We start from the raw sequence: 26,063 nt of genomic DNA on the forward strand, positions 1-26,063 counted from the left end.
CGACATCGTCGGGAGCGACGCCATTAGCGGGCCAGATCGCGGGTTGCAACCGGGTCTGTCGTCTCGCCGCGACAAATTTCGCTGCCCGGTCAGATCGCACCGCTGAACGTGTCGCATTGGGCGGGATCGCCGCCGTCGAGCCCGCGCTTGAGCCATGCCTGACGTTGCGCCGAAGTGCCGTGGGTGAAGCTGTCGGGGGCGACGCGGCCCTGTGACTCGCGCTGGAGCGTGTCGTCGCCGATCGCCTGCGCCGCGGTCATCCCCTCCTCGATATCGCCAGGCTCGATCCGGTCGCGGTTGTTCGCGGCCCAGACGCCCGCATAGCAATCCGCCTGCAGTTCGAGACGGACCGACAGCGCGTTGCCTTCGGTCTCGCTTGCGCGCGCCTGTGCCTGGCGGACCTGATCCGAGGTGCCGAGCAACGTCTGGATGTGGTGGCCGAATTCGTGCGCGATCACATAATCGCGCGCGAAGTCGCCGCTGGCGCGGAAGCGGTTCTGGAGTTCGGCGAAGAAGCCGGTGTCGAGATAGATGCCGCGATCGGTGGGGCAGTAGAAGGGGCCCATCGCCGCCTGCGCTGCGCCGCAGCCCGAGCGGCCGTTGCCCGAGTAGAATTGCAGCGAGGGCGCCTCGAACCGTTTACCCGACTTGGCGAAGATCGCGGCCCATGTCTTCTGCGCGGAACTGAACGCGTTGCATGCCTCCTTGCTGGCGTCGTCGACGGTGCACGCCTGCGTCGCCTCGGTCGTGCCTGCGGGCGCGGAGCGGGTCACCTGCGTGCCGCCGGTGTCGCCGCCACCGCCGAGCAGGCCGCCCAGGCTGCCAAGTCCGCCGAACACCGCGAGCAGCAACAGCGCGACGACGATGCCGCCGCATCCGAAGCGACTGCCGATCAGGGGCAGCAGGCCCATCAGCAAGCCGCCGCCACCGCCACCGCCACCCGAAAAACCGCCGCCTTCGCCGCGCTGGTCGCCGACGTTGATGTTCGGATCGAAATCGTCGAGCCGCATGGCTACCCCTTCTCCGTTACGCCGCGATCGTTACCGCGCCGGGATGAATGCGCACGATGTGTCGCGGGTTGCAATCATTCGGGTTGATTGGGGGGCGGGGCGGGGGCATGCGTGATCGATGGCCGATGTCGAACCCCGTCCACAGCGTCGTGCACGGGCGCTCCCGCTTCCCGATCAGGTCGCGCTGGTGCTCCAGGGCGGCGGCGCGCTGGGCAGCTATCAGGCGGGCGTTGCCGAGGGGCTGGCCGAGGCGGGAGTGATGCCCGACTGGGTGGCGGGCATCTCGATCGGCGCGGTCAACGCCGCGATCATCGCGGGCAATCCGCCCGTGCGCCGGACCGAGCGGCTGCGCGCGTTCTGGGACATCGTGACGAGCGGGCTGCCGAGCTTTCCGATCTGGCCGGACGACCGGATCCGCGAGTTCGTCCACGAATGGTCCGCGGGCTATGTCGCGATGGCGGGGGTGCCGGGGTTCTTCTCGCCGCGCTTCGTCCCGCCGATGATGGCGACGCCGGGGACGCCCGATGCGCTGAGCTATTATGATTCGTCCGCGCTGGCGGCGACGCTCGACTCGCTGATCGACTGGGATCTGGCGAACGACGGGCCGGTGCGGCTGTCGGTAGGCGCGGTCGATGTCGAGAGCGGGAACTTTCGCTATTTCGACACGACGACCGAACGGCTGGATGCGCGGCATGTGATGGCTTCGGGCGCGCTGCCGCCGGGGTTGCCGCCGGTCGAGATCGACGGGCGCTGGTATTGGGACGGGGGACTGGTGTCGAACACGCCGCTGGCGCATGTGCTCGATCATCAGTCGCAGGCGATGCTGGTTTTCCAGGTGGACCTGTTTGCCGCGAGTTCGGACCGGCCGCAGACGATCATGGACGTGATGGCGCGCGAGAAGGAGATCCGCTTCTCCAGCCGGACGCGGCAGGTGACCGACGACCTGATGCGGCTGCGGCGCGAGCGCGAACTGGTGCGCAAGGTGCTGGCCAAGCTGCCCGATGCGCTGGCCGACGACCGCGACGTGGCCGCGCTGCGCGCGATGGCGGCGGAGCAGGCGGTAAGCCTCGTCCACCTCATCTACCGCGCGAATGCGTGGGAGGGCGGGGCGCGCGATTACGAGTTCTCGACGCGGACGATGCGCGAGCACTGGGCCGCGGGGCGCGCTGCGGTCGAGGAAACGATGGCGAATGCCGAGCTGGTCGCCGAAAACGTCCTGACCGGGCGAAGCGCGGCGTTCGATCTGGCGAACAGGAGGTAGCGATGTTTCTGAAGGGCAAGACGGCGGTCGTCACCGGATCGACCTCGGGCATCGGCCTCGCCTATGCCAAGGCGTTCGCGGCGGAGGGGGCGGTGGTCGTCATCAACGGATTCGGCGAGGCGGACGCGATCGAGCGCGAGCGCGCGGCGCTGGCGACGACGAGCGGCGCGGTGGCGCTCTACGACGCGGCCGACATGACCAAGCCCGACCAGATCGCGGCGATGATCGAGCGCGCGGTGGCGGAGACGGGCAGCGTCGACATCGTCGTGAACAATGCGGGCATTCAGTACGTGGCGCGGATCGAGGACTTCCCGCCCGAGAAGATGGAGGCGATCATCGCGATCAACCTGACCTCCGCCTGGTACATGATGCGCGCCGCGGTGCCGCACATGAAGGCGAAGGGATGGGGCCGCGTCATCTCGACCGCGTCGGCGCATTCGTTGGTCGCGAGCCCGAACAAGTCGGCCTATGTCATGGCCAAGCACGGGATCGCTGGGCTGACCAAGACGATCGCGCTGGAGACGGCGACCGACGGCATCACCGTCAACTGCATCTCGCCCGGCTATGTCTGGACCCCGCTGGTCGAGGCGCAGATCCCCGATACGATGGCGTCGCGCGGGATGACCCGAGAGCAGGTGATGAACGACGTTCTGCTGGCGGCGCAACCGACCAAGGCGTTCGTGACGCCCGAACAGGTCGCGGCGTTCGCGCTGTTCCTGTGCCGCGACGAGGCGGCGTCGATCACCGGCGCGAATCTGTCGATGGACGGCGGCTGGACCGCGGCGTGATCGCGTGAGCGTCCGGGGCGGAACCGTGTCGGCGCGGTGGGTCGTGGCGGCGATCGGGCTGGCCTGTGCGTGCGGGGCGACACCACTGGCCGTCGCGACGGCGAGGGATTCTTCGGCACCGTCCCGGTCGGTCGACTGGCGGCGGATCGCGACGCTGGAGGATCGATCGCGGCTACGCGGATGGCGTGCTGCGTGGGTGAGCGGTATCGCGAAGGCGCGGGCTGCGGGCGCGGGTGGTGCGATCGCGGCGGAGGGCCTGCTGTTCGATCCCTATCGCGCGCTCGACGATCCGACGCCGCCAGCGGGCGCGTATCGGTGCCGGGTATTCAAGATGGGCGCACGGGGTGCGGCGACGCGCGAATGGACCGCCTATCCCGCGTTCGATTGCCATGTGGATATGCGCGGCGGCGTGGCCGAGTTCGCCAAGACCTCAGGCGCGCAACGCCCGATCGGGACGATCTATCAGGATACCGGATCGCGATCGGTATTCCTGGGAACGATGGTGTTGGGGGACGAGCGGCGCGCCTATGATTATGGGCGCGATGCGGGGCGCGATATGGCGGGGTTCGTCGAGCGGATCGAGGCTCGACGCTGGCGGGTGGTCCTGCCCTGGCCGCAATACGAATCGCTGATCGATGTGGTCGAACTGGTGCCGGCAGGCACGGGATGAGTCGGATTCGGGCTGGTCATCGATAGGGTCGACCCATCTTTCGTGACGAGCGGAATCGACGCACCGTTTTACGGCTCCCGCTTCGATTTCGTTCGTGGTGAACGAAAGCCGGACGAAATCGGCGTCTAGGGGTTCGCGACGCCCAGACGATCGAGCCATGCCATCGCCTGTCTTGGCTCGCCGGGCTTGCTCGACGCGACCGGGCCGCGCGCGGCGAGGAAATCGTGATGGAGATCGAACCGCGGCATGCCGAGCTGCTCGCGCATGGCATCGATTTCGGCGCCGAGTTCGGTGAGCGCATCGACCACAGGAGCGATCCTGGCGCGAATGCGACGATCCTGATTGTGGTCGAACAGTCCCCATTGGCCGCGCGCGGTGTCGCGAAGCGCGACGACCAACGCGTCGGCATACTCGGTTTCGAGCTCCGCACGACGGGTGTCGAGGCGTTCGAGGCGATTGGCTTTGGCCATGCCGTCGCATCGGCGCGGTCGGCCGCGGCGTCAAGGAGGACGTGGCGGGAACCGGGGGCGGGAACCGGGCGGAGGGCGGGCAGTTTGTGGGGCATCGTCCGTTTCGGGAGTGACCATCATGTCCGCCAAGACCTTCGCGCTCGCATGCGCGCTCGCCAGCATCGCCGTTCCCGGTTTTGCGCAGACTCGGAATGCCGCCGATCCTGCCGGACCGGGGACCCCGCTGGCGACCGATCCGGGCTATGACCGCGATACCGCGCGGACTCGGGCGATCAACGACTCGGCGCGGCCCGCGGTGCAGGCGGCGAATGAGGAAGCGGCGGCGCAGGCGCGGATAAGCGCGAGCGCGACGACCGTGGTAAACACAGCCGCGACCGCACGATATGCGCGCGACGTGGCACGGTATCGTACGTCGCAGCGGGCGCGGCGGCATGTGATCGCGCAGGAGGCGGCGGTCGCGGCGCGGCAGGAGCAGGCCTATGCCCACGCGATGGCGGACTGGCGGTTGCAGGTCGCGGCCTGCAAGCGCGGGCGGACGCGCGCGTGCAACGCGCCGACGCCCAATCCTGCGAATTACTGAGGAGGCGTCGTTGAACGACGGTCCTTCGACCGAGAGGCGCGAGGACCGTCGGTATATGAGAAAAGCCCCGTCCGGAACGTTCGGACGGGGCTTTTTCTCTCGTCGCAGCGCCGGGGCGAAGCCGCCCTTCGACTGTCTGCCAAGGCAGGCGCTCCGGACAGGCTAAAGTCGGTCGGGGCCGGGTCCCGCCGGCCGACAGCGGTTATGCGCTATTGCGCACCCGCGTGCCGGCGCGGCACGCCTTAACCGCTGTAGTACATATCATACTCGACCGGGCTCGGCGTCATCTCCCAACGGGCGACCTCGCCGCGCTTGATCTCGATATAGGCCTCGATCTGGTCGGCCGAGAACACGTCGCCCTTGAGCAGGAAGTCGTGGTCGGCGGCCAGGCAGTCGAGTGCCTCGCGGAGCGAGCCCGCGACGGTGGGAACCTCGGCGAGCTCTGCCGGGGGCAGGTCGTACAGGTTCTTGTCCATCGCCTCGCCCGGATGGATCTTGTTCAGGATGCCGTCCATCCCCGCCATCATCAGCGCCGCATAGGCAAGATACGGGTTGGCGAGCGCATCGGGGAAGCGAACCTCGACGCGCTTCGCCTTCGGGCCGGTGCCGTACGGGATGCGGCACGAGGCCGAGCGATTGCGCGCCGAATAGGCGAGCAGCACCGGCGCCTCGTAACCCGGGACCAGCCGCTTGTAGCTGTTGGTCGACGGGTTGGTGAAGGCGTTGACCGCCTTGGCATGCTTGATGATGCCGCCGATGAAGTAGAGGCACATGTCGCTGAGGCCCGCATAACCGTTGCCGGCGAACAGCGGGTTCTTGCCTTCCCAGATCGAGAAGTGCGTGTGCATCCCCGAACCGTTGTCCTCCTTGATCGGCTTGGGCATGAACGTCGCGGTCTTGCCGTACGCATGTGCGACCTGATGAACGACATACTTGTAGATCTGCATCCGGTCCGCGGTCTGCGTCAGCGTGCCGAAGGTCAGGCCCAGCTCGTGCTGCGCGGCCGCGACCTCGTGATGGTGCTTGTCACAGGGCAGGCCCATCTCGATCATCGTCGAGACCATCTCGCCGCGGATGTCGACTGCGGAGTCAACGGGCGCGACGGGGAAATAGCCGCCCTTCGCGCGCGGACGGTGCGCCATGTTGCCGCCCTCATACTCGCGGCCCGAATTGCCCGGCAGCTCGATGTCGTCGATCTTGTAATAGCTGGTCGAGTAGCTGTTCTCGAACCGGACGTCGTCGAACAGGAAGAACTCCGCCTCGGGGCCGACATAGACGGTGTCGCCGACGCCGGTCGTCTTGAGATAGGCCTCGGCGCGCTTGGCGGTCGAGCGCGGATCACGCGCGTAAAGCTCGCCGGTCGACGGATCCACGATGTCGCAGAAGACGATCAGCATCGGCGTCGCCGAGAACGGATCGGTGTAGACTGCCTCCAGATCCGGCATCAGCGTCATGTCGGATTCGTTGATCGCCTTCCAGCCCTCGATCGAGGAGCCATCGAACATCAGGCCATCGGTGAACTCGTCCTCGCCAAGCAGCGACGCGACCATCGTCAGATGCTGCCACTTGCCCTTGGGATCGGTGAAGCGCAGATCGACCCACTCGATCTCCTCTTCCTTGATCTTCTTCAGGATGTCGGCTGCGGTGTTCGCCATCGGGATATCTTCCTTATCGTCACCCCGGCGACAACCGGGGTCTTGTAGAAACTGGGAGACCCCAGCCTTCGCTGGGGTGACGTCAACTGGATCAGATCGCGTCGTCGTTGCGTTCGCCGGTGCGGATCCGCAAGGCGGTTTCGACCGGGATCACGAAGATCTTGCCGTCGCCGATCCGCCCGGTCTGCGCCGCGCCCGCGATCGCCTCGACCACGCGGTCGACCAGGCCGTCCTCGACGACCACCTCGAGCTTCACCTTGGGCAGGAAGTCGACGACGTACTCGGCGCCGCGATAGAGCTCGGTATGGCCCTTCTGGCGACCGAAGCCCTTCGCCTCGGTCACCGTGATGCCCGATACGCCGACTTCGTGGAGCGCTTCCTTCACTTCATCCAGCTTGAACGGCTTGATGATCGCTTCGATCTTCTTCACGCGTGTACCCGCCCCTTGTGGTGATCCTCGCCCCGCGCGAGGCCTTGCACCGAACGTGCCAGCCGCGCGACACGAGGGCAAGGGTGCGCAAGACCCCTATCATGCGTTAAGGATTGCCTAACGATTGGGCAGTGCCGGGACGGATGCCGCTTGGTTGGGCACTCATTTCGAGGGCAGGTTCTTCTTCGCCCAGTTCGCCTCATCGATCACGTAGAGCCGCACCGACTGTGCCTGTTCGGGCGTCATCACCTTCGCGAAGCTGACCATGCCCGAATCCTTGAGCGCGCCATCGATCAGGATCGATTTCCAAGCGTCAGGGTTGGCGAGCGCGTTCGAGCGCTGGAGGTTGGGCAGTACCCCGCCGCCGCCTGCGCTGGCGCCGTGGCAAACCTGGCAATAGCGGCCGAAGACCAGCTGGCCCTCGCGAATCTGCGCGGGCGTGCCGGTGGAGGCGGGGAGCGCGATCGGGGTTTGCGTGGGAGCAGGCGCGGGCGGCAGCTTCGCGGTGCCGCCAAGCTTGAAGACGAGGAGGCGAGGCACGTTGGGCACGTCGCGTGCCTTGCCAATCGCGTAGCCGATCGCGAGCGGCAGCGCGCCGCCGCGCCCGGTGAGCACCGCGACATATTGCTGGCCGTTGACGAGGAAGGTCGACGCGCCGCCCATGATCCCCGATCCCGCGGGGTAGGCGAGCAGCTGTTTGCCCGTATCGGCGGCATAGGCGCGGAACTCGCCGAGCGCGGTGCCCTGGAAGACGAGATTACCCGCGGTGGCCATCGTGCCGCCGTTCCACGGCGTCTGGTACTGCACCGTCCAGCGCGGCTTGTTGGCGACCGGATCCCAGGCGACGAGGCTGCCGGTGGCGGCCGCGGTCATCGCCTTGATCGCGGCGGCGTCGCGCGGATACATCGCGTCGCCCAGATCGGTGGCGACATTGAACCCGATCGGCTTGCGATCGTCGAGCGGGGTCGAGGGCGGGATATAGCCCGCGCCGACGACCTGCGCCGGGATATAGGCGAGCCCGGTCTTCGGCGAGAAGCTCATCGGCTGCCAGTTGTGCGCGGCGAGCGCGGACGGGATCGCGACGAACGGCTTGCCCGTCTTGTAGAAGCGCGCCTCCGGGTTCTCGATCGGGCGGCCGGTCTTCATGTCGTAGCCGCTGGCCCAGTTCACGACGGGGATGAACTTGCTGGCGTTGATGAGCTTTCCGTTGGTGCGATCGACGACGTAGAAGAACCCGTTCTTGGGCGCCTGCATCAGCACCTTGCGATCCTGCCCGCCGATCCTGAGAGTCGCGAGGTTGATCGGTTGCGTCGCGGTGAAGTCCCACGTCTCGCCGGGCGTCTCCTGATAGTGCCAGAGATATTTGCCGGTCTCGGGCTTCAGGGCGACGATCGAGGACAGGAACAGGTTGTCGCCCTGTCCCTCCGAGCGGATGCCGTGGTTCCAGGGCGAACCGTTGCCGACGCCAAGATAGAGCTGGTCTAGCTCCGCATCGTAGACGATCGAGTCCCACACGGTGCCGCCGCCGCCAGACTGCTTCCACTGGCCATTGGCGGACCATGTCGGCGCGACCTTCGCCATCGCGGCGTCGCTGGCCGCGCCGTCCTTCGCGCCGGTGGGGTTGGGGACGGTGTAGAAGCGCCATTTCTGCTTGCCGGTGGCGGCGTCATAGGCGGTGACGTAGCCGCGCACGCCGAACTCGGCGCCGCCGTTGCCGATCACGACCATGCCCTTGACGACGCGCGGGACGCCGGTGATCGTGTAGGGCTTGGAATTGTCGGTGGTCTGAACCGACCAGTCGGGGTTGCCGGTATCGGCGTTCAACGCGATCAGCCGGCCGTCGATCGTGCCGACATAGAGCCGGCCCTTCCACGCCGCGACGCCGCGGTTGACGACGTCGCAGCACGCCTCGACGCCCTTGTCGCGGCTGACGCCGGGGTCGTACTCCCACAGCTTGCGGCCGGACAGCGCGTCGTACGCGAACACCTTGGACCACGGGCCGGTGACGAAGATGCGGCCGTCGATGACCACCGGGGTCGCCTCCTGTCCGCGCGCGTCGGGCATGTCGGCATACCAGGCGAGGCCAAGCTGCGCGACGTTCGACGCGTTGATCTGCGTCAGCGGGGAGAAGCGCTGTTCCTGGTAGTTATACCCTGCCGCAGCCCAGTCGCTGCCGTTGCCGCCGGTGGTCAGGTACTTGCCGTCGATCTTGCCGACGCCCGACGTCTCGGTCGCATCGCCGCTGTCATTCCCCGCGACGTTGACGCCGCTGCACGATGCGACGATCGCGGTCAGCGACAGCGCCGCGACCGCCATGGGCAAGACGCCCCCCAAAGCCTTCATGCTCACTCTCCTCGCGCCCGCTTGCGGGGCTTCGGGAGCGATGGTGCCGCAACGCGACCGGCATAACAAGTGTCATGGCGACGCGCGGCGGCTGAGACTCAATAGGGCGGCTGGTGATAGCCGGCGGGGGAGAGCGTGAAGATCTCGCACCCGTTTTCGGTGATGCCGATCGAATGCTCGAATTGCGCGGACAACGAACGGTCGCGCGTCACCGCGGTCCAGCCGTCGTCGAGGAGCTTCACGTCGGGGCGGCCGATGTTTATCATCGGCTCAATCGTGAAGAGCATGCCGGGGCGAAGCTCGGGGCCAGTGCCGGGGCGGCCTGCATGCACGACCTCGGGCGCGTCGTGGAACAGCCGGCCGAGGCCATGCCCGCAGAAGTCGCGGACGACGCCGTAGCGATGCGCCTCCGCATGCCGCTGGATCGCGTGCGCGACGTCGCCCATGTGGTTGCCGGGCTTCGCCTGCTCGATCCCGAGCATCAGGCATTCATAGGTGATGTCGACGAGCCGGCGCGCCTTCAAGGGCACGTCGCCGATCAGATACATCCGGCTCGAATCGCCGTGCCAGCCGTCGAGCAGCGGGGTGACGTCGACGTTCACGATCTCGCCAGACTTCAGCGCGCGCTCGGATGGGATGCCGTGGCAGACGACATGGTTGATCGAGATGCAGGTGGAATGCGTGTAGCCGCGATAGCCGAGCGTCGCGGGCACGCCGCCGGCCGCGGTGATGAAGTCGTAGATCAGCCGGTCGATCTCTCCGGTCGACACGCCAGGCACCATGTGCGGCGTCAGCATGTCGAGCGTTTCGGCGGCGAGTCGCCCGGCCTTGTGCATGCCTGCGAAGGCGTCCGGGCCGTGGAGCTTGATCGCGCCGTTGCGCCCGATCGGCGCGTCGCTGGTTACGGTCACATAGTCGGTCATGCGCGCGATATAGCGTGACGCCAGCGGTTTTGCGAGACTATGCGCAAGGGCATGACCGACACGCCCGAAACCGACCGCATCTGGACCGCCGCCCTCGTCGTGATCGGCGACGAGATCCTGTCGGGGCGGACGCAGGACAGGAACGTCGCGCAGATCGCGACCTGGCTCAACGTGCAGGGCATCCGCCTCGCCGAGGTGCGCGTCGTCGCGGACCGCGAGACGGCGATCGTCGAGGCGGTCAACACGTTGCGCGCGCGCAACGACTATCTGTTCACGACCGGCGGGATCGGGCCGACGCACGACGACATCACCGTCGACGCGATCGCCGCGGCGCTGGGCGTCGGCGTGGTGCATCACCCCGCAGCGGTCGCGATCCTCGATCGCTATTATGCGACGCGCGGCGGCGCGACCGAGGCGCGGTTGCGGATGGCCCGCGTACCGGCGGGTGCGGACCTGATCGAGAACCGGCTGTCGGGCGCGCCGGGGATCCGCATCGGCAACGTGTTCATCATGGCGGGCGTGCCGGGCATCACCGCAGGCATGCTCGACGCGCTGACGGGCACGCTGCAGGGCGGACGCCCAGTGGTGTCGCGGACGATCGGCTGCTGGGTCGCCGAGAGCGAGATCGCAGACGCGCTGCGCGAGGCGGAGCGCACGCACGAGGGCGTATCGATCGGCAGCTACCCGTTCTTCCGCGAGGGGCGCACCGGCGCGAACTTCGTCGTCCGCTCGCCCGACGCCGCGTTGGTCGACGCGTGCATCGCGGACCTGACGGCGGTTCTGGAGACGCAGGGCAGGGCGGTCGTCGCGGACGGCATCTGAGCGCGGCGCGGCAAAAAGCTCGCAACGAGGCGTTGACCGCCCCCTCCCGCCTGTGGCAATCGCGCTGACACGCAAGGCCGGCCCCGCCGCCCGACGCGGGTGTAGCTCAATGGTAGAGCAGAAGCTTCCCAAGCTTACGACGAGGGTTCGATTCCCTTCACCCGCTCCAAATCTTTGGATTTACCCAAAGACTTGAAATATAAAGGCAAAAATCGACGATTTTTGCCTGTGTAGGTTTCGTGCAGAAAAGTTTGCGGAACTGCTTGGCGCACAAGCGCGGCTCAACCACCGAACATCTCTCACCTTCCACGCAAGGCGTGCCTAGAATAACTCGCCCTGCCTGCTGGCCTCGATATAACGCAGCCAATCTGGCTTGGCAGCTTCTTCGTCCAGCCAAGCAGTGATCTGCGCCACCACATCGCCCCCATGGGCGTCAACGGTGCCTATGGGGATGAAATGCGACCTGTAGCCGGTAGCGGTGACAGGCAACGGCGCACCTGCGGGCGCGATGCTGCGAATTTCCAGATGCTCAATGGCGTTCCAGCGGCGGGGTGTGTGCACCAACTTGATGGTGATGCCCCGCCACGTGAATTGATGGGTGTGAGATTGCTGCTCCATGTCAGTGCCCTGCGAACACATGCACCGCGTCCCATGCGATCTGTATGGTGAACAGGTCGCCGTTCAATTCAGCATCACGTGCCATGGCAGGCCAGTCGATATAGAAGCGCAGCGCATGGGGAATGGCGGTGCCGTCTTCCGTCACTTCCTGCACATAATCGGCAAGGCTGCCGTAGGTGCCCAGATGGCGGTCCTCCATCGCCTCGCGGGCTTCGTCCAGTTCCCCGTTGCAATGGTCGAGCAAGGCCGCGCCAAGCGCTCCATGTGAGGCAATGAATGCCGCCAGTTCGCTCACATGGTCAAAGCTGGCATATTCTTCGATGCGGACACCGCCGAACCCCTCATAATCATGAATGGCCCATTCCTCGGCCCCGACGATGGGAGATGCGGCGAGCATGGCTTGCACATCATCATATATTGCCCATGCCTCCTGCGCTGCCTCGATCCACGCGCCATGCAAGATAACGCTGTTATAGGCGGCAAGGCAGGCCACATAGATGCGGGGTTGTCCGGTCTGACCGGTTGTGCGGGTTGCTCCCATTTCTGTCTCCGTGGGTTTGGGTTTCAGTGGCATTCTGAAACCCTGCCCATGCGGCTGAGCATCGGGGGGCAAACGGAGTAAGTGGCTTCGCGGGGAACCGGCTGCACAGAGCGTAGCGAAGGAAGCTGGGCGGAAGGCACTTCGCAGTGCGCTGGGGGCAGCGCCCCAGTCGTTGCGTTAGCGGTCGTCACCGGATGGCAAAAACGCCGCAGGCGGTTGCGGGCGCAACGCGCATAGGACACGGGCCGAAGGCAACGCTCATTTCAACCTTTGTTCTTGTTTTGATTTCCTGTTCCAGATTGTTTCGGCTATGCATCTCGCATGCAGCGCGGAACATTTGCAATCGAATTAACACCCGACGAATCGGCACTCGCCGCTGTGATCCAATTCGATCCACACGATACATTGGGTGACACCAAAGCATTCCACGCTAACGGCGACGTGGTGGCCCAGCTCACGAACAGCCTGCTTAAGCGCAAGGGGATCCCGGACCAGCGGCTGAGCTATTTTGCTGACCCGAACTACAATGTTAGCGGTCGCGGCAGTTCACGGCAGGAACAGTTCATGCGCAACGTTGGCGACCATGAAGCGATGATTCGCCACGGCCATTTCCTTAAATACCTGTCTTACTTTATCTATGGAGCAAACCTCCCAACTCAGGCGATGCAATCATTCTCGCAGGCAGTGGAGGATTGTGGCTCGATTACATCCGGGGACATTGCGCCGTTAGCTGCGACCGCACGGCAGCTTGTCCGTACTCATCGTTTGGAGTCAAAGGTGGCAGCAGAAGAGTTTTACAAGCTCTGCCTCGATCTCGACATGGACGTAAGCGACGCAGCCAGCATTCGTGCAACTGTGCTGCAAGTCCGCAAGGCTGGCTAGCCGATGATTGCCAAACAACTTGCCACCATTTTGACCGAACTCTGCCGCGCCAGCGACGTGACGTCAGATTTACCGCCCGAAATGGAGCAACGTTTTGAGTCGCTACGTGGCTATGGACGATTACCGCGTGGCCGGGAGAACCGTGGTCGTCCCCTGACCGATGAGCAAATCGCCGCGGCAATCCTTGGGTTGGTCGCTGCGAAGCCGGGTTGGTCGGGTCATGTTGCCACTATCCTCAAGAACCTGAAGCCGGTCGGTGGGAGAACAGAAGCCTTTGGCGGTGCAGCAACAATCACCGATGCGCTGTGCAACATTCTAGCGGAAGAGGCTTCACGAACGAGTATCATCGCCGTGCAACTATCGGTGGCTGAGGTCGGCACCAACAGCAATGGCATTGCGGTCATCACGTATAAACGCGACGACACAAGGCATGAGTTGGTCTTTGTGCGCGACGAGGCAGTGTCGCTGTTACAGCCGGGCGCATATTACGACGAGGCGTTGCGCAATGCAGCGGTTAGCCGGGAATTGGTCTTCAATTGTCGGTTTTTTGAACGCTTGGCGCGAAAGGTTGCGTATGCCCGCGACCATCCATCGCCGCCGATGGGGGATGGGGCGGAATATGACAAGGAGGATGCCGAGAAGGCACGACGCGAGCGATTGGGCGCAACGTCGTCATCACACTTCTTGAATATCGGCGTCGATAATCAGGTCACTTGGCCGCGCGAGGAAATGCTGATCCAGTTCGACCGCTACAAGTTTGTACTGATGCCGAAAACCAAGGAGCATGTGCAGTCGATCCATATCGACCTACACGCCAACCGGCTCAGTATGGAAGCAGGCAGGACGGTGATAAACCGCTTCCTGAGTTTGATGACATGGTGCGACGATCAGTACGCGATCGCGCAGGACGGCTGGTCAGGGAACCCGGTGCCGGTTGCAGTGCCCAAGCGGAACCTAGCCTTCGCCACGACATATCACTGGGTGTTCAATCGCGATATTCCCACGTCGGAGGACGTGCTGCGCGCGCTGGCGCTCTACCGCGAAGGGCGCAATGCCGAGCAGAATTTCATGATTAGCTACGCCGTGCTGAGCTATTTCAAGGTTTTGGAAGTTCGATACCCCGAAGGGAAATTCATTAAGCCGTGGATAGCCGAAAAATTTCCGCTGATACATGAAGGCCGGAACGATGACCGCGCAGATGATCTGCTGAAAGCATGTGGCGATGAGGCCATAGAAGAATATTTATGGAAAGCCTGTCGTGTCGCGGTAGCGCATGTTCGTGAAAAGCATCCGTCTGACCCAGACAGTGCCGATGAACTACGTCGTTTACATAATGCCGCAGGCATCATGCGCCGGTTGGCACGGTATTTCATCCGACAGGAACTCGGAGTCTCAGATTCCCCATTCGGCAACGCTGATGTTCCTGAGCCTGATCAAAGCGAGGCGCAATAATAGGTCATGGCGCAACAGGTCACAAAACGCTGTCATTGGGTTGCTCAGTCGTACCTCAAGGCGTTTGCCGCTGATGAGAATAGACGCCGCATGACGTGCTCCCCTGAAACTCTGCCAGTTTGAGCTAGAGTCCGCCTTCGTGAGGAGACGGACGTGAAGAAGACCAGGTTCAGCGAGGAGCAGATCATTGCGGTGCTGCGCGAGCAGGAGGGCGGGATGAAGACCGCCGACGTGTGTCGCAAGCACGGGATCAGCAGCGCCACCTTGTACGCGTGGAAGGCCAAGTATGGCGGCATGGACGTGTCGCAGGCGCGCAAGCTGAAGGTGCTGGAGGAGGAGAACGGCCGGCTCAAACGGCTGCTGGCCGATGCCATGCTCGACAATGCCGTTCTGAAGGAGGTCGCGGCAAAAAACTGGTGAGGCCCGCCGCTCAGCGGAAGGCTGTCGAGCATGCTCGACGGTTGTTCGGCATCAGCGAGCGTCGGGCCTGTACCATCTTCGGCGCGGACAGGACGTCGGTGCGCTACGCGCCCCGGCGTAGTGATGATGGCGACCTACGGTCGCGGCTGCGAGAGATCGCGTCGGAACGTCGTCGCTTCGGCTACCGGCGGCTTGGCATCATGCTGGCTCGTGAGGGCCTGGTCATGAACCACAAGAAGCTGCTGCGGCTTTACCGCGAGGAGAACCTGCGGGTCAGGCGCCGTCGTGGCCGGAAGCGAGCCATGGGGACAAGGGCGCCGATGACGCTGCCGCAAGGTCCGAACCAGAGATGGAGCCTCGACTTCGTCAGCGACACGCTGATCAGCGGCCGGCGCATCCGCATCCTTGCGGTCGTCGATGACTTCACGCGGGAATGCCTCGCGCTGGTGGTCGACACCTCACTGTCAGGCGCCCGCGTCGCTCGCGAGCTCGACGCCATCATCGCGGCCAGAGGCGCACCGCCGCTGATGATCGTGAGCGACAACGGCACCGAGCTGACCAGCCTGGCGATCCTGAGATGGACGCAAGAGCGACCCATCGAGTGGCACTACATCGCGCCCGGCAAGCCGCAGCAGAACGGCTACGTCGAGAGCTTCAACGGCCGCCTGCGCGACGAGTGCCTCAACGAGACGCTGTTCGTGTCGCTCGGCCACGCCCGCTCGGTGCTGCGGCTCTGGCGCGACGACTACAACCACGTGCGGCCGCATAGCGGCGTTGGCGGGCTGACGCCCGCCGATGCTGCCAGGCAGGTTGCGCAACACCGCCCCGAGGGGCACCATACCAACCCCGGACTCCAGTTATGACTGGTAGAGCTTTGGGGAGCACGTCAGGGGTCGTCGCTTCCCGCATCCACTTACGGCCTTGGGTGTGCAGCTTGCGATATTCCTCGACCGTGAATTCATCACGCCGGTTCGATTTGAGTTTCGGCATGCCTTCAAAACGATGGTGTGCAGGCACATAGCGTTTGCTGATCGCATAATTCATGATGGCGGCGAAAATGCTCATCTCGATGCGAATGGTAGAATCGCTGATGATGCTGTCACGGCGTCCCCGCCCATTCTCCCGCCGCCACAACGGATAATCCGCCCAGCGGTCTTGGGTAATCAAATGAACCTGCGTGCTGCCGACATAGGTGTTGAGCGGACCATTGATCTTGTTTTTGACGTTCATCGCGCGCGCTTGGCTGACCTCGCCAGCATTAGCGCGCCGCTGCTGTGCTTCGCCATATTCCTCCGCGACCTGTGAGAAGGGGCGATTGAAAACCGGAACATCGTGCTTCACTCGAAAGCGTATGTCGGCATCTTCGTCCATCGCGCGGTCGCGCGCCGTCTGACGATCCGCTGTCCGCAGTGAGATTGTCTTGTAGCGGTCCTCGTTGTGAATTCGCACCCGACAGTAAAAATTGTCGTGCCCCACATCTCCGCGTCGGAAGATGATGAGGCCGGGCTTAATCTGCTCCTTGTCGAGGATGAAACTCATTTCTTCGCTTCCCACTGTGCAGAAACTGTGCAGATTGGCGGCGTAAGTGCTTGAATTGCCGTGCCTGTGCAGGTTCTGTGTGGGCCATTGTAGCAAAAAATATCGTTTGATTATAGTTATTTATTGGAATACCTTCACCCGCTCCACCTTTGCAGTAAGTGACTCTGGCGGCTCGCGTCCCGTCGCTAGCGCAACGATCCCGGCGAGGCGCCCCTCGCGGTCCTGATTTGCGTGTCAAGGCGGTATTCATCCCTTTTCAAGGCGAGACCACCTCTCGTCAAAGGATCGATCGCGCCGGTGTGGAGAGGGAGAATTTCACTCTTTCCCAGTTTGGCGGGACCGGTCGTCGACGTCGAGATAGCGGCGGAGGGCAGACGGCTGATCGGTCTGGATGATGGTCACGCCTGAGCGGATCATGCGCCCCCACACAGCGCCCGGATCGGCCAGGGCCGCCGCATCGCCTCCAAGACCGCCGATAAAGCCGTCCCAGAGCGAATTCGCCCACAGTCGGCCGCCTGCGACCTTCGCCGCCGCGCTTGTCGCATGGAGCATGGCAAGTGGCATGCGCGGTACTTCGAAACCGATCGGTCGGCGCAACGCCGATGCCTGCCGTGCGATCACGTCGGGCAGATCGGTGGCGGCGCTCGATCCGGCCGACAGCATCGGCAGGAATGCGACCGTATCGAATGGCGGCAGCGCGGCGAGTGGCGGACTGGCGATCCCGGCAGTGGCCTTCACCAGCACCCGGCCTTGCGCCCCCGCGCGCAGAACAGCCGCGATGGTCTCGGCATGAACCGCATCCTTGATGTCCAGATTGAGCACGATCCGACCGTCGGCTGCCGCCAGAATCTCTTCAAGCGTAACGATCCGCTGGTCGGTGGGACGGGCGCCCGGACCGCCCAGATCGTCCCGCAGGCGAAGTGCCCGCAGTTGCGCGAGCGACAGATCGGCGATGCGGCCTGCGCCGTCTGTGGTGCGGTCGACGCTGGCGTCGTGGATCATCACCAGATGGCCGTCGCGGGTCATCCGCACGTCGGTTTCCATCACATCGACGCCGATCGCCACGCAATGATCCAGCGCCAGCAGCGAATTCTCGGGTGCGCTCGACAATCCCGGCGCGGCGGCATGGCACCCTCGATGCGCGACGACGATCGGGCCCGCCGCCGGGTCGGCGATCCGTGCCATGATCCGCACAGCGCGGTCGAGTTCGCGACGCGTGGCCTCGAGATCGGCCAGGAAGCGTGGATCGCCGTGCAGTCGCGCGATCACCGCCGCTGCGGCGATACGCCCGGCCACGACCGCGCTGGCGCTGTGGGCACCGCAGATCACCCGGCTATAGCCATAGTCCCGCGCCCGTGCCAGGATCGGCTCGGCGCGATCGGGCATCAGTTCGGCCAGGACCAGCCCGACAGCATTGCCCCAGCTGCTGTGCCCGGACGGATAGTCGAAGCTGCCAACCAGTGCCTCGCGCGGCTGGCACACTGCCCCGTCGCGCCCTACGAACGGGCGCGGACGGGCATGAATTGCCTTTACCGCATTGACCGCCGCGGAAAGGTCCGGCCGCATGCGCTTCAGCAGGGTCGCGAGCGCAGGCGTGGCGCCGGGCGACAGATCCCTCCCTGCCGCGGTCGTGAAGTCGGCAAGCATCGCCGGCACGCTTTCGTCCACATCGGCGATCGCCTGGCGCCAGCGCGGAGTCCCCGCCGTCGCGCGGGTCGCCACGAACGTCGCGATATCCGCCGCATCGTCCGTGGGTGGCGGCGGCAGGATGTCGCGCAGCGTCAGGCCGGGACCGCTCAGATAGCGGTCGGCGGCCAGCGATGGCGAAGCGGCAACGACGAGCGCCGCCACCAGCAGCGCGCGCATCAGTACCGCACCAGCGCGCCGATGTAGAAGGCGCGGCCGTTGTCGATCTCCTCGCGCAGCAGCCCGAACGCGGGGCCGAACAGCCGCTCCGGACGCTCGTTCGTCAGGTTCTTGCCCTGTGCGACGACGGTGACGTGGCGGCTGAGCTTGAGGCGGACCTGCGCATCGAACAGGTCGCTGGTGGCGTAGCGGCGGTCGCCGAGCGGATCGGTGGTGGAAACCGAGAAGAGGATCGGCGACAGGTGGTTCCACGCGCCCTGCAGCGTGAGGGGGCCAGTGGTGTAGAACAGCTTCACGTTGGCAACGGTGTTCGCGCTTTCGAACAGCCCGGACAGCCGGCGCAGCGTGACGCCGTCCGCGGTGAAGACCGAGGGCGGGGTGGGGTCGAGCAGCGTCACGTTGGCGGAGAAGCCCAGGCCGTCGAGCGGGCCGGGGAGGAAGCGCATCCGCGCGACCACCGCGTTCAGTTCGAGGCCGCGCACCTTGCTGCTGTTGGTGTTGACCGGGCGGATGCGGGTGATGAGCTGCTGCGTGCCGTCGAACAGCTCGGTCGCCTGGTTGCGGACCGTCACGATCTCGTTCGAAATGTCCTTCTGGAACAGGGCGGCGGAGAACAGGATGTCGCGGTTGACATAATATTCGAGGCTGAGGTCGTAATTGTCCGAGCGCCGCGCCTTGAGCGTGGGGTTGCCCGAGGTGATGCTGATCGCGCCCGTCGAGCTGTTGACGTTCACCGTCTCGCGCGCGGCGAGATCGTCATAGTTCGGGCGGCCGAGCGTGCGGCTGTAGGCGGCGCGCAGGCGCAGCTTCCCGGTCAGGTCCCAGTCGAACTGCGCGGAGGGGAGCCAGTTGCGATAGTGCTGGTCCTGCTGACCATAGGTGTAGGTGGTGCCGCGCAGCCCGAACGACCCGGTCGACAGCGTGGTATCCTCGTAGCGGACGCCCGCGCTGATCCGTGCGGTGTCGAGCGCGTAGCGCGCCATCGCGTAGCCGGCATAGATGTCCTCGGTCAGGTTGTAGTCCGACTGGAGGCTGCCCGCGGCGTTGGTGGCGTTGACGGTGAAGCCGCTGCGGGTCGCGTCGAACGCGGCGCGTGCGGCGTCGGGATCGATCAGCAGCATCGTCTGGCCGCGACCGTTATAGGGGGCGTAGGTGTCGGGCGAAAGCACTGACGTCAGCAGATAGTTGGTATTCGTGTTGGTGCGGTAGTTGTCGACCTGGAAATCGTAGCGGCGATCGAGGAAGCGCGCATAGGCGCCCGCCGCGACGCCGAAGCCGCGATCCTCCCCCTCCATGTTGACGCCGATGTTCGCGCGCCACGTCAGCGCGGTCTCGCGGTTGTCGTCGCTGTTGGTGCCGTATTCGAACTGGCGGTAGTTGGCGGCGTTCGCGGCATAGGCGGGCTGCGCGAAGTCGAAGTACGTGAAGCTGCCCGGCGTGATCTGGTAGTTGTACGCGAGGCTGTTGGTGTTCGCGATCCGGTAGGTCGAGAGGCGGGCATCCTGGCGATAGGTGGCCACCGCGTAGTTCAGGCCGAAATCGGCCCTGATCCCGCTGCCGGGCGTCAGCTCGCCATGGACGTCGGCATAGCGCATCCGGCGTGTCTGGTAATAGTTGACGAGATCGACCTGCGCGTTGGCGTTCGTGACGGTGCCGCCGGTCGCGGTGACGCCGCTGAAATTGGTGTAGCGATTGGTCGCGGCGGTCACCGCGGTGTTGGCGACGACGAGGTTCGACTGGCGTTCCTCGTCGTTGGTGTGGCGGAAATCGGCGAGCGTCAGCGCGCCCCTGAACAGCGTGTGATCGTCGAACTCGAACTTGCCGAACACGCCATAGCGCTGGCGGACATTGTCATAGTGGAGCCAGCGGCGGCGATCGGGGGCGACGAGCGCGTTCGTCACGTCGTTGGCGGGCGAGGTGAGCCGGGTGCCGGTGGCGGGGTCGACGTACAGGTAGTTGTCGGTCGCCGAGTTGAGCGAGGCGGAATCGCGCCGGAAATAGCTGCCCGAGACCACGACGCCGAACTTGCGATCGGGGCCGAAGGTGGTCGAGGCGACGAGCTCGGCCTGGCCCGAGGGGATTTCCTTGCCGCGGGTGCGCTCGAAATCATACTTGCCGATATCGAAACGTCCGCCGACGAAGGTCCGCCCCTTGCCGTCGAACGCGCTGCGCGTACGCAGGTTGGCGATGCCGCCGATCGCGTTGCCGTTCATCGCGGCGGTGACCGATTTGTAGACCTCGACACGGCTTGCGAGCGACGACGGGATCACGTCGAGCGAGACGTTGCGTCGCCCGATCTCGTTGGCGGGCAGCGTGACGCCGTCGATCTGGACGAGGTTGTAGTCCGCGTTCAGCCCGCGGATCGACAGGAACTGCGCCTCGCCGCGCGCATTGTTCTGGATCGTCGACACGCCGGGGACGCGCTGGAGCGCCTCGCCCAGTCCGAAATCAGGCAGCGTACCGATCTCGTCCGAACTGATGCTGTCGGAGATGACCGCGATGTCGCGCTTCGCCTCGATCTCGCGCACCGCCTGGAGGCGCGCGCCGGTGACGACGATGTCGGTGTCCGCCGGGGCGGGCGCGGCGGCCTGTGCGAAGGCGGTCGTCGGCAGTGCGGACGAAAGCAGCAACAGGCTGCGCAACAGTGTCACGGTCTTCATGGCATTCCCCCCTCAGGATTCGGCATCGTCGTGCCGTTCTAATTAATCACCTTAGGTGACATATCTATGACGATACGCTACGCTTTGGCAAATGCTTCGTGTCGGAGAGAGTAATGATGAAGGTTTTCAACGGGATGGTCCTTGCGCTGGCGGGCGTCGCGCAGCCTGCGCTGACGGCGGAGCGGCTCTATGCGTGCGGCGACGACCAAGTGCGCGAGTACCGGATCGACGGTAATGTAGCGACCGAGTCGTGGCGCTGGACCGCGGCATCGGCGCAGGACCTGCCCGCGGCGTACCGGACGAAGCTGCTGGCGCATATCGACGACTGCAAGCCGGTCGACGGGGGGCGGTCGATCCTCGTCACTGCATCGACCGGTGGGGTGGCGCTGATCGACCGGGCGAGCGGGCGCGTGACGTTCCGCGCGACCGCGCCGATGGCGCACTCCGCCGACGCGCTGCCCGACGGACGCGTCGCGGTGGCGCTGTCGATCCACAAGGCGGGCGACCGGCTGGAGATCTACGATCGTGCGCGCAGCGAGGTGCCGTTGGCGCAGGTGCCGCTGCCTTCGGGGCATGGCGCGGTGTGGGACGCGGCGCGCGGGCAGTTGCTCGCGCTGTCGCACGATCTGATCCAGGCGTTCACGGTGGGCGGGACGCGTGCGGCGCCGACGCTGATCGAGGCGGCGCGCTGGACCCTGCCGGGGCGGCGCGACGGGCACGACCTGTCGCGCCGCGCGGACGGGCGCTATCTGGTCACCACCGACGACGGAGTGTGGACGTTCGACCCGAAGGCGGGCAGCTTCGAGGCGGTCGCGGCGCTCAATCCGAAGCTGCGCGTGAAGGCGGTGAGCGCGATGGACGGGCGTCTGGCCTGGGTGCAGGCGGAGGAGAGCTGGTGGGCGAACGGCTTCACGATCGCGCGCGCCGATGGTGGCGACGCGGTGCGCGTGCCGGTGACGGGGATGCACCTCTACAAGGTCCGCTGGATCCGGTGACGCCGTATGCCGTCGCCTGGGGCGCCTATTGCACCGCGCATGTCGGCAAGAGCCTGTTGTGGGCGGCGAGCGACCTGCTGACGCTGTACGTGCTCGTCACCCTGTACCGGATGGATCCGGTGGTGGCGGGCGCGCTGTTCCTGATCGCGCTGGCGGCCAATGCGGTCGCGGACCTGGGCGTCGGGATATGGCTCGACCGGCATCCCGCGCACGCCGCGGCGCTGGCGGCGGTGGCGCTGGCGGTGAGCGCGGCGAGCTTTCCGGCGACGATGCTGCTGGCGCCCTGGGGCACGGGCGCGGTGCTGGCGGCGATGCTGGTGTTCCGTGTCGCCTATGCGGGCTACGACGTGCCGCACAACGCGCTGATGTCGCGACTGGCGCCCGGGCCCGGGCAGGCGGCGTGGCTGTCGCGCGGACGGACGATCGGGACGGGAGCGGCGGGGTTCGCGGTCGCGTGGAGCGCGCGCGGGGTAATCGATGCGGGGGCGATCGCGCCGGTGCTGTGGGCGCTGGCGGGCGCGGCGCTGGCGATCGGGATGGCGCTGGTGCCGCTGCTCGTGCGGATGCCGCTGGTGCCCGCGCCGCGCGGCGTGCGGGGAGGGCTGGCGTTGCCGCTGCGGTTCCTGGTGGCGAGCGTCGTCGGGATCGTCGCGCTGGGCGGGCTGGCCAAGGCCGCGCTGCATGCGCCGCCCGCGGGGGTGACGATCGACGCCGCGTCGATGCTGCTGCTGCTGACCGCGGGACGGACCGTCTCCGCGCTGGTGCCGTTGCGGATCGCGGACGCCGGACGCGGGCTGGCGCTGTTGGGGGCGGCGTATCTGGTCGCGGCGGTGGTGGCGGTGGCGTTCGCGTGGGGCGTGACGGTGCTCGCGCTACTGGCGCTGGGGATGGTGCTGGGGATGACGAACCTGATCGGCTGGGCGCTGCTGCCCGCGCTGGCGCGGGGCGCGCGGGGATATGGACTGTACACGATGGTGTCCAAGCTGGCGCTGGGGAGCGCAGGGCTTGCGCTGGCGGCGGGGCTGGGGCGCGGGGCCGTGTTCACGCCCGCGGGGTTCGCGCTGTTCGCGACCGCAGCGGCCGTAGCCTGCGTCGTCGCCGCGCTGTGGATCCGCCCCGGCTTGACTTCGCGCACGCAAACCGCCTTTTCGCGGCGATGAGCGGCATCACCGCGGGGGCGTTTCCCGACCATTTCCTGCGCGACGACGGCAAGCGCACCGCGACCGCGAACGAACGCGTGGTGATGGACCTGCTGTCGCGCCACGGCGCCGCCTCGCGCGCGGATCTCGCGCGGCTGACGGGGCTGGCGCCGCATTCGATCACGCGGCTGGTCGAGCCGCTGATCGAACGCGGGCTTGTCGAGGAGGGCGCGCCGCTGGCGGCGGGGCGCGGCAAGCCGAGCGCGAAGCTGACGCTGGTGGGACGTGCGGCGTTCGCGGTGGGCTTGTCGGTGATGACCGATGCGGTGTCGCTGGTGCTGCTCGATCTCGCGGGCACGGTCGCGGCGGCGCGGACGGAGCGGCTGGCGGGAATCGAGATCGCCGACGCCACCGCGCAGATCGGCGCGATGATCGCGGCGGCCATCGAAGAGGCCGGGTGGAACCCGAGCGCGATGGTCGGGATCGGCGTGGGCGTGACCGGTTATTTCGTCGGTGACGGCGCGCGGCTCAATCCGCCGCGGCTGCTCGATCCCTGGGCGCTGGTGCCGCTCGATACGCTGCTGGCCGAGGCGTTCGGCGCAAAGGTGTGGATCGACAATGACGGCAACGTCGCCGCGGTGGGCGAAGCGATGCTGGGCGTGGGGCGACACGTCGGGGATTTTGCCTATCTGTATTTTTCGGCCGGGTTCGGCGGCGGCGTGATCTCCGGCGGGCAACCGCTGCGCGGCCGGCACGGCAATGCGGGGGAGTTCGCGTCGATCCTGCCCGCGGACTGGCCGCAGCCCAACCTGGAATCCTTGCGGGCGTTTCTGGCGGAGCAGGGGAGCGCTTGGTCGGACCTGCACGCGATGCTGGCGGGATTCGATCCGCACGATCCCTGCATCGACGGATGGCTGGACCTTTGCGCGCCATCGCTGAACCTGGTCGCGTCCGCCATATCCGCGACGCTCGATCCGGAAATGCTGGTGCTGGGCGGTCGTCTGCCCACCGCTCTGGCGGAGCGGATCGCGCGACGGATCTGCGTGACCAATCCGCCCCGGCGCGGGCGGCACCGGCCCGCGATGCGCATCGTCGCGTCGACGCTGTCTGGAGATGCCGCGGCACTGGGCGCGGCGATGCTGCCGATGCGGGGCGCGTTCTTCGGCTGATCCCGCATGGCGAGACCACGCGCGCGCGGTTCGGCGCAGCTCCGATGTGCTGCTCTTTGCATTGATTGTTCGGAGGAGAGGTCCGCCGGGCCTTGGCCAACAGCCACCTGCCGCAACGGCATATTTCCTTCACCGGCCCCACGCGTTCTCTGTCCACCATCGGTGATCCTTTCGCCGCACAGCGCGTTGGCGGGCGATGAAGCTATTCCATGTCAGTGACGTGCATTTCGGGGCGGAGGATCCGGCAGCGCTTGCCTGGTTCGCGCGGTGTGTCGCCGAGGAGCGACCCGAGGCGGTGGTGATGACCGGCGACCTGACGATGCGCGCGCGCACGTCGGAGTTTCGCGACGGGGCCGAGTGGCTTTCCGCGCTCGGCGTTCCTGTCACCGTCGAGGTAGGGAACCATGACATTCCCTATTATTCGGATCCGCTGCGGCGGATGTTCCGGCCCTATCACCGCTATGCCGCGATCGAGCGGATGATCGAGCAGCCGCTCGAATTGCCCGGCGTCTCGATCGTGCCGCTGAAGACGACCGCGCGCGCGCAGTTGCGGTGGAACTGGTCGAAGGGGCGGGTGAGCGACGGATCGCTCGATCGCGCGTTGCGGCAGATCGCGGATGCGCCGGCGGGGAACCTGATCTTCGTCGCGGCGCATCATCCGCTGGTCGAGGCGGGAACGAAGGGGACAGCGGATACGCGCGGGGGGCGCGATGCGCTCGAGACGCTGATCGGGGCAGGGGCAGATGCGGTGCTGTCCGGACATGTCCATGATCCGTTCGACGTGGGGTACGAGCATGGCGGACGCGGCATCCGGCTGATCGGTGCGGGGACGCTTTCGGTCCGCACGCGCGCGACGCCACCGGCCTTCAACCAGATCGTCGTCGAGGACGGCGCATTCCGGACGATGGTGCGGCGGTTCGATGCGGCGACGGTGGCCCTGTAAGCGCCATGGCTAGAGAAAGGCGCGGATCTCGCGCATGAAGCGGTCGAACTGGTCGTGGTGTAGCCAGTGGCCGGCATTCTCGAACTCGACGACGCGCGCGGTATCGAGATGCGCCATGCGGCCGTCGTGCTCGGGGTTCGAGGCCCAGCTGTCCGCGCCGTACAGCAGCAGCGTGGGGCAGGTGATCGCGCGCCAGAGTGCCTCGATCTCGCGCTGGGGCAGATCGTGGACGGGCCAGACGTTGAGGTGGTTGTCGAACTTCCAGCTGTACGTCCCGTCCTCGTTGCGGCTGACGCCGTGGACGGTCAGGTGGCGCGCCTGTTCGTCCGTGAGATAGGCGTTCTCCGCCTTCATCCGCGCGAAGGCGTCGTCGATCGTCGCATAGCGTTTCGGCAGCCGGCCGGCGGCGGTACGCTTGTCAGCGATCCACTTGCGCCAGCGTTCGGCAAGCGGGGTCGCCTCGCGCTCCGCCTGGACCTTGGGGGAGGGGCCGAGCCCCTCGATCGCGACGAGCTTGCGGACGCGCTCGGGATACAACCCGGTGTAGCGCAGGCTGACATTGCCGCCCAGCGAGTGCGCGACGATCGTGACCGGCGTCTCGTCGAGCTGGTGGATCAGCTGTGCGAGATCGTAGACCAGCGTTGTGACGTCGTAATGGCCGTCGGGCGACCATTGGCTGTCGCCGTGCCCGCGCAGGTCGGGCGCAATGACATGCCAGTCGTGGCGGAGTTCGTTCGCGACCCAGTCCCAGCTGCGGCAGTGATCGCGGCCGCCATGGACGAGCAGCAGCGTCCGCGCATCCGGGTTGCCCCAGTCGGCATAATGGAGGCGAAGCCGCTGCGAGACGAAAGCGTGCGAGGTCGGGCCGGGAAGAGTCATGCCCGTGT

General features: G+C 66.0%; 24 protein-coding genes and 1 tRNA gene. 14 read left to right on the forward strand and 11 right to left on the reverse strand.

Going from position 1 to position 26,063, the window contains the following annotated elements:
• Positions 1-89: 89 nt before the first annotated feature.
• Positions 90-1,010 carry a KPN_02809 family neutral zinc metallopeptidase gene (ypfJ, locus tag ACV7NO_RS09850; protein ID WP_463405825.1) on the reverse strand — a complete coding sequence of 307 codons (921 nt, stop codon included), beginning with the start codon at positions 1,008-1,010 and terminating at the stop codon, positions 90-92.
• 118 nt (positions 1,011-1,128) lie between these two features.
• Here ypfJ and ACV7NO_RS09855 point away from each other — a divergent pair, with 118 nt between their 5' ends.
• The 3 genes from ACV7NO_RS09855 to ACV7NO_RS09865 are packed head-to-tail and all read left to right on the forward strand — an operon-like array spanning position 1,129 to position 3,729.
• Positions 1,129-2,271, forward strand: coding sequence for a DUF3734 domain-containing protein (locus ACV7NO_RS09855; protein ID WP_463405826.1), 1,143 nt, complete (start codon positions 1,129-1,131; stop codon positions 2,269-2,271).
• A gap of 2 nt (positions 2,272-2,273) precedes the next feature.
• Complete coding sequence (locus tag ACV7NO_RS09860; RefSeq protein WP_463405827.1) at positions 2,274-3,059, forward strand: 3-hydroxybutyrate dehydrogenase; 786 nt, start codon at positions 2,274-2,276, stop codon at positions 3,057-3,059.
• 4 nt (positions 3,060-3,063) lie between these two features.
• Positions 3,064-3,729, forward strand: a complete 666-nt coding sequence (locus ACV7NO_RS09865) for a DUF4893 domain-containing protein (protein ID WP_463405828.1) — start codon at positions 3,064-3,066, stop codon at positions 3,727-3,729.
• A 125-nt stretch (positions 3,730-3,854) separates the two neighbouring features.
• Here the strand turns inward: ACV7NO_RS09865 and ACV7NO_RS09870 are convergent, their stop codons facing one another.
• Entirely contained in the window at positions 3,855-4,199 is a 345-nt protein-coding gene (locus tag ACV7NO_RS09870) for a hypothetical protein (protein ID WP_463405829.1), read from the reverse strand.
• A gap of 118 nt (positions 4,200-4,317) precedes the next feature.
• Here ACV7NO_RS09870 and ACV7NO_RS09875 point away from each other — a divergent pair, with 118 nt between their 5' ends.
• Positions 4,318-4,779: a hypothetical protein gene (locus tag ACV7NO_RS09875; RefSeq protein WP_463405830.1), complete on the forward strand. Its 462-nt coding sequence runs from the start codon at positions 4,318-4,320 to the stop codon at positions 4,777-4,779.
• A gap of 242 nt (positions 4,780-5,021) precedes the next feature.
• Here the strand turns inward: ACV7NO_RS09875 and glnA are convergent, their stop codons facing one another.
• The 4 genes from glnA to map form a co-directional block, all read right to left on the reverse strand.
• The gene (gene glnA / locus ACV7NO_RS09880; protein WP_463405831.1) at positions 5,022-6,434 is read right to left on the reverse strand and encodes a type I glutamate--ammonia ligase; all 1,413 of its coding nucleotides are present in this window, start codon (positions 6,432-6,434) and stop codon (positions 5,022-5,024) included.
• A 91-nt stretch (positions 6,435-6,525) separates the two neighbouring features.
• Complete coding sequence (locus ACV7NO_RS09885; RefSeq protein ID WP_463405832.1) at positions 6,526-6,864, reverse strand: P-II family nitrogen regulator; 339 nt, start codon at positions 6,862-6,864, stop codon at positions 6,526-6,528.
• A gap of 162 nt (positions 6,865-7,026) precedes the next feature.
• A complete protein-coding gene (locus tag ACV7NO_RS09890) occupies positions 7,027-9,207 on the reverse strand; it encodes a PQQ-dependent dehydrogenase, methanol/ethanol family (RefSeq protein WP_463405833.1) in 2,181 nt (726 codons plus the stop codon).
• A 98-nt stretch (positions 9,208-9,305) separates the two neighbouring features.
• A complete protein-coding gene (gene map, locus ACV7NO_RS09895; RefSeq protein ID WP_463405834.1) occupies positions 9,306-10,130 on the reverse strand; it encodes a type I methionyl aminopeptidase in 825 nt (274 codons plus the stop codon).
• A 51-nt stretch (positions 10,131-10,181) separates the two neighbouring features.
• Here map and ACV7NO_RS09900 point away from each other — a divergent pair, with 51 nt between their 5' ends.
• Complete coding sequence (locus ACV7NO_RS09900) at positions 10,182-10,952, forward strand: competence/damage-inducible protein A (protein WP_463405835.1); 771 nt, start codon at positions 10,182-10,184, stop codon at positions 10,950-10,952.
• 95 nt (positions 10,953-11,047) lie between these two features.
• A tRNA-Gly gene (locus tag ACV7NO_RS09905) sits at positions 11,048-11,121 on the forward strand.
• Between the two features lie 152 nt (positions 11,122-11,273).
• Here ACV7NO_RS09905 and ACV7NO_RS09910 read toward each other — a convergent pair.
• Positions 11,274-11,570: a hypothetical protein gene (locus ACV7NO_RS09910; RefSeq protein WP_463405836.1), complete on the reverse strand. Its 297-nt coding sequence runs from the start codon at positions 11,568-11,570 to the stop codon at positions 11,274-11,276.
• A gap of 1 nt (position 11,571) precedes the next feature.
• A complete protein-coding gene (locus ACV7NO_RS09915) occupies positions 11,572-12,144 on the reverse strand; it encodes an antirestriction protein ArdA (protein ID WP_463405837.1) in 573 nt (190 codons plus the stop codon).
• A 288-nt stretch (positions 12,145-12,432) separates the two neighbouring features.
• Between ACV7NO_RS09915 and ACV7NO_RS09920 the strand changes: the two genes are divergently transcribed.
• The 4 genes from ACV7NO_RS09920 to ACV7NO_RS09935 all read left to right on the forward strand — a co-directional run bounded on the left by ACV7NO_RS09920 (position 12,433) and on the right by ACV7NO_RS09935 (position 16,170).
• Entirely contained in the window at positions 12,433-12,993 is a 561-nt protein-coding gene (locus ACV7NO_RS09920) for a hypothetical protein (protein WP_463405838.1), read from the forward strand.
• Positions 12,994-12,996: 3 nt separating this feature from the next.
• A complete protein-coding gene (mauJ, locus tag ACV7NO_RS09925; protein ID WP_463405839.1) occupies positions 12,997-14,445 on the forward strand; it encodes a methylamine utilization protein MauJ in 1,449 nt (482 codons plus the stop codon).
• A 153-nt stretch (positions 14,446-14,598) separates the two neighbouring features.
• Positions 14,599-15,728, forward strand: a protein-coding gene (locus ACV7NO_RS09930; RefSeq protein ID WP_463405004.1) for an IS3 family transposase whose coding sequence is annotated in 2 segments (ribosomal slippage) — positions 14,599-14,851 and positions 14,851-15,728 — 1,131 coding nt in all. Because the reading frame shifts where the segments join, the coding sequence is not laid out codon by codon here.
• A gap of 58 nt (positions 15,729-15,786) precedes the next feature.
• The gene (locus ACV7NO_RS09935; protein WP_463405840.1) at positions 15,787-16,170 is read left to right on the forward strand and encodes a hypothetical protein; all 384 of its coding nucleotides are present in this window, start codon (positions 15,787-15,789) and stop codon (positions 16,168-16,170) included.
• A 549-nt stretch (positions 16,171-16,719) separates the two neighbouring features.
• On the opposite strand, the gene ACV7NO_RS09940 is transcribed toward ACV7NO_RS09935, so the two are convergent.
• Positions 16,720-18,270: a glycerophosphodiester phosphodiesterase family protein gene (locus tag ACV7NO_RS09940; protein WP_463405841.1), complete on the reverse strand. Its 1,551-nt coding sequence runs from the start codon at positions 18,268-18,270 to the stop codon at positions 16,720-16,722.
• Positions 18,270-20,930, reverse strand: coding sequence for a TonB-dependent receptor (locus ACV7NO_RS09945; protein ID WP_463405842.1), 2,661 nt, complete (start codon positions 20,928-20,930; stop codon positions 18,270-18,272). The genes ACV7NO_RS09940 and ACV7NO_RS09945 overlap by 1 nt, the downstream gene beginning before the upstream one ends.
• Before the next feature lie 116 nt (positions 20,931-21,046).
• On the opposite strand from ACV7NO_RS09945, the gene ACV7NO_RS09950 reads away from it, so the two are divergent.
• The 4 genes from ACV7NO_RS09950 (at position 21,047) to ACV7NO_RS09965 (ending at position 25,176) form a co-directional block, all read left to right on the forward strand.
• Positions 21,047-21,925, forward strand: a complete 879-nt coding sequence (locus ACV7NO_RS09950) for a DUF6528 family protein (RefSeq protein ID WP_463405843.1) — start codon at positions 21,047-21,049, stop codon at positions 21,923-21,925.
• Positions 21,922-23,085, forward strand: coding sequence for a hypothetical protein (locus tag ACV7NO_RS09955; RefSeq protein ID WP_463405844.1), 1,164 nt, complete (start codon positions 21,922-21,924; stop codon positions 23,083-23,085). The genes ACV7NO_RS09950 and ACV7NO_RS09955 overlap by 4 nt, the downstream gene beginning before the upstream one ends.
• Positions 23,082-24,233, forward strand: coding sequence for an ROK family transcriptional regulator (locus ACV7NO_RS09960; RefSeq protein WP_463405845.1), 1,152 nt, complete (start codon positions 23,082-23,084; stop codon positions 24,231-24,233). The genes ACV7NO_RS09955 and ACV7NO_RS09960 overlap by 4 nt, the downstream gene beginning before the upstream one ends.
• 196 nt (positions 24,234-24,429) lie before the next feature.
• Positions 24,430-25,176 (forward strand): metallophosphoesterase family protein, encoded by a 747-nt coding sequence (locus tag ACV7NO_RS09965; protein ID WP_463405846.1) that lies wholly within the window; start codon positions 24,430-24,432, stop codon positions 25,174-25,176.
• Positions 25,177-25,185: 9 nt separating this feature from the next.
• Here ACV7NO_RS09965 and ACV7NO_RS09970 read toward each other — a convergent pair whose 3' ends face one another.
• Positions 25,186-26,055, reverse strand: coding sequence for an alpha/beta fold hydrolase (locus tag ACV7NO_RS09970; protein ID WP_463405847.1), 870 nt, complete (start codon positions 26,053-26,055; stop codon positions 25,186-25,188).
• Positions 26,056-26,063 lie beyond the last annotated feature (8 nt).

It is taken from the genome of Sphingomonas sp. Ell38C01 (genome assembly GCF_055231975.1).

What these genes read in the sequence shown, in the direction of transcription:
- glnA (WP_463405831.1), bottom strand. Translation starts at nt 6,434, where the DNA reads ATGGCGAACACCGCAGCCGACATCCTGAAGAAGATCAAGGAAGAGGAG.
- ACV7NO_RS09950 (WP_463405843.1), top strand. Translation starts at nt 21,047, where the DNA reads ATGAAGGTTTTCAACGGGATGGTCCTTGCGCTGGCGGGCGTCGCGCAG.
- mauJ (WP_463405839.1), top strand. Translation starts at nt 12,997, where the DNA reads ATGATTGCCAAACAACTTGCCACCATTTTGACCGAACTCTGCCGCGCC.
- ypfJ (WP_463405825.1), bottom strand. Translation starts at nt 1,010, where the DNA reads ATGCGGCTCGACGATTTCGATCCGAACATCAACGTCGGCGACCAGCGC.
- ACV7NO_RS09860 (WP_463405827.1), top strand. Translation starts at nt 2,274, where the DNA reads ATGTTTCTGAAGGGCAAGACGGCGGTCGTCACCGGATCGACCTCGGGC.
- ACV7NO_RS09875 (WP_463405830.1), top strand. Translation starts at nt 4,318, where the DNA reads ATGTCCGCCAAGACCTTCGCGCTCGCATGCGCGCTCGCCAGCATCGCC.
- ACV7NO_RS09970 (WP_463405847.1), bottom strand. Translation starts at nt 26,055, where the DNA reads ATGACTCTTCCCGGCCCGACCTCGCACGCTTTCGTCTCGCAGCGGCTT.
- ACV7NO_RS09890 (WP_463405833.1), bottom strand. Translation starts at nt 9,207, where the DNA reads ATGAAGGCTTTGGGGGGCGTCTTGCCCATGGCGGTCGCGGCGCTGTCG.
- ACV7NO_RS09910 (WP_463405836.1), bottom strand. Translation starts at nt 11,570, where the DNA reads ATGGAGCAGCAATCTCACACCCATCAATTCACGTGGCGGGGCATCACC.
- ACV7NO_RS09960 (WP_463405845.1), top strand. Translation starts at nt 23,082, where the DNA reads ATGAGCGGCATCACCGCGGGGGCGTTTCCCGACCATTTCCTGCGCGAC.
- ACV7NO_RS09920 (WP_463405838.1), top strand. Translation starts at nt 12,433, where the DNA reads ATGCAGCGCGGAACATTTGCAATCGAATTAACACCCGACGAATCGGCA.
- ACV7NO_RS09965 (WP_463405846.1), top strand. Translation starts at nt 24,430, where the DNA reads ATGAAGCTATTCCATGTCAGTGACGTGCATTTCGGGGCGGAGGATCCG.
- map (WP_463405834.1), bottom strand. Translation starts at nt 10,130, where the DNA reads ATGACCGACTATGTGACCGTAACCAGCGACGCGCCGATCGGGCGCAAC.
- ACV7NO_RS09940 (WP_463405841.1), bottom strand. Translation starts at nt 18,270, where the DNA reads ATGCGCGCGCTGCTGGTGGCGGCGCTCGTCGTTGCCGCTTCGCCATCG.
- ACV7NO_RS09945 (WP_463405842.1), bottom strand. Translation starts at nt 20,930, where the DNA reads ATGAAGACCGTGACACTGTTGCGCAGCCTGTTGCTGCTTTCGTCCGCA.
- ACV7NO_RS09900 (WP_463405835.1), top strand. Translation starts at nt 10,182, where the DNA reads ATGACCGACACGCCCGAAACCGACCGCATCTGGACCGCCGCCCTCGTC.
- ACV7NO_RS09870 (WP_463405829.1), bottom strand. Translation starts at nt 4,199, where the DNA reads ATGGCCAAAGCCAATCGCCTCGAACGCCTCGACACCCGTCGTGCGGAG.
- ACV7NO_RS09915 (WP_463405837.1), bottom strand. Translation starts at nt 12,144, where the DNA reads ATGCCACTGAAACCCAAACCCACGGAGACAGAAATGGGAGCAACCCGC.
- ACV7NO_RS09855 (WP_463405826.1), top strand. Translation starts at nt 1,129, where the DNA reads ATGGCCGATGTCGAACCCCGTCCACAGCGTCGTGCACGGGCGCTCCCG.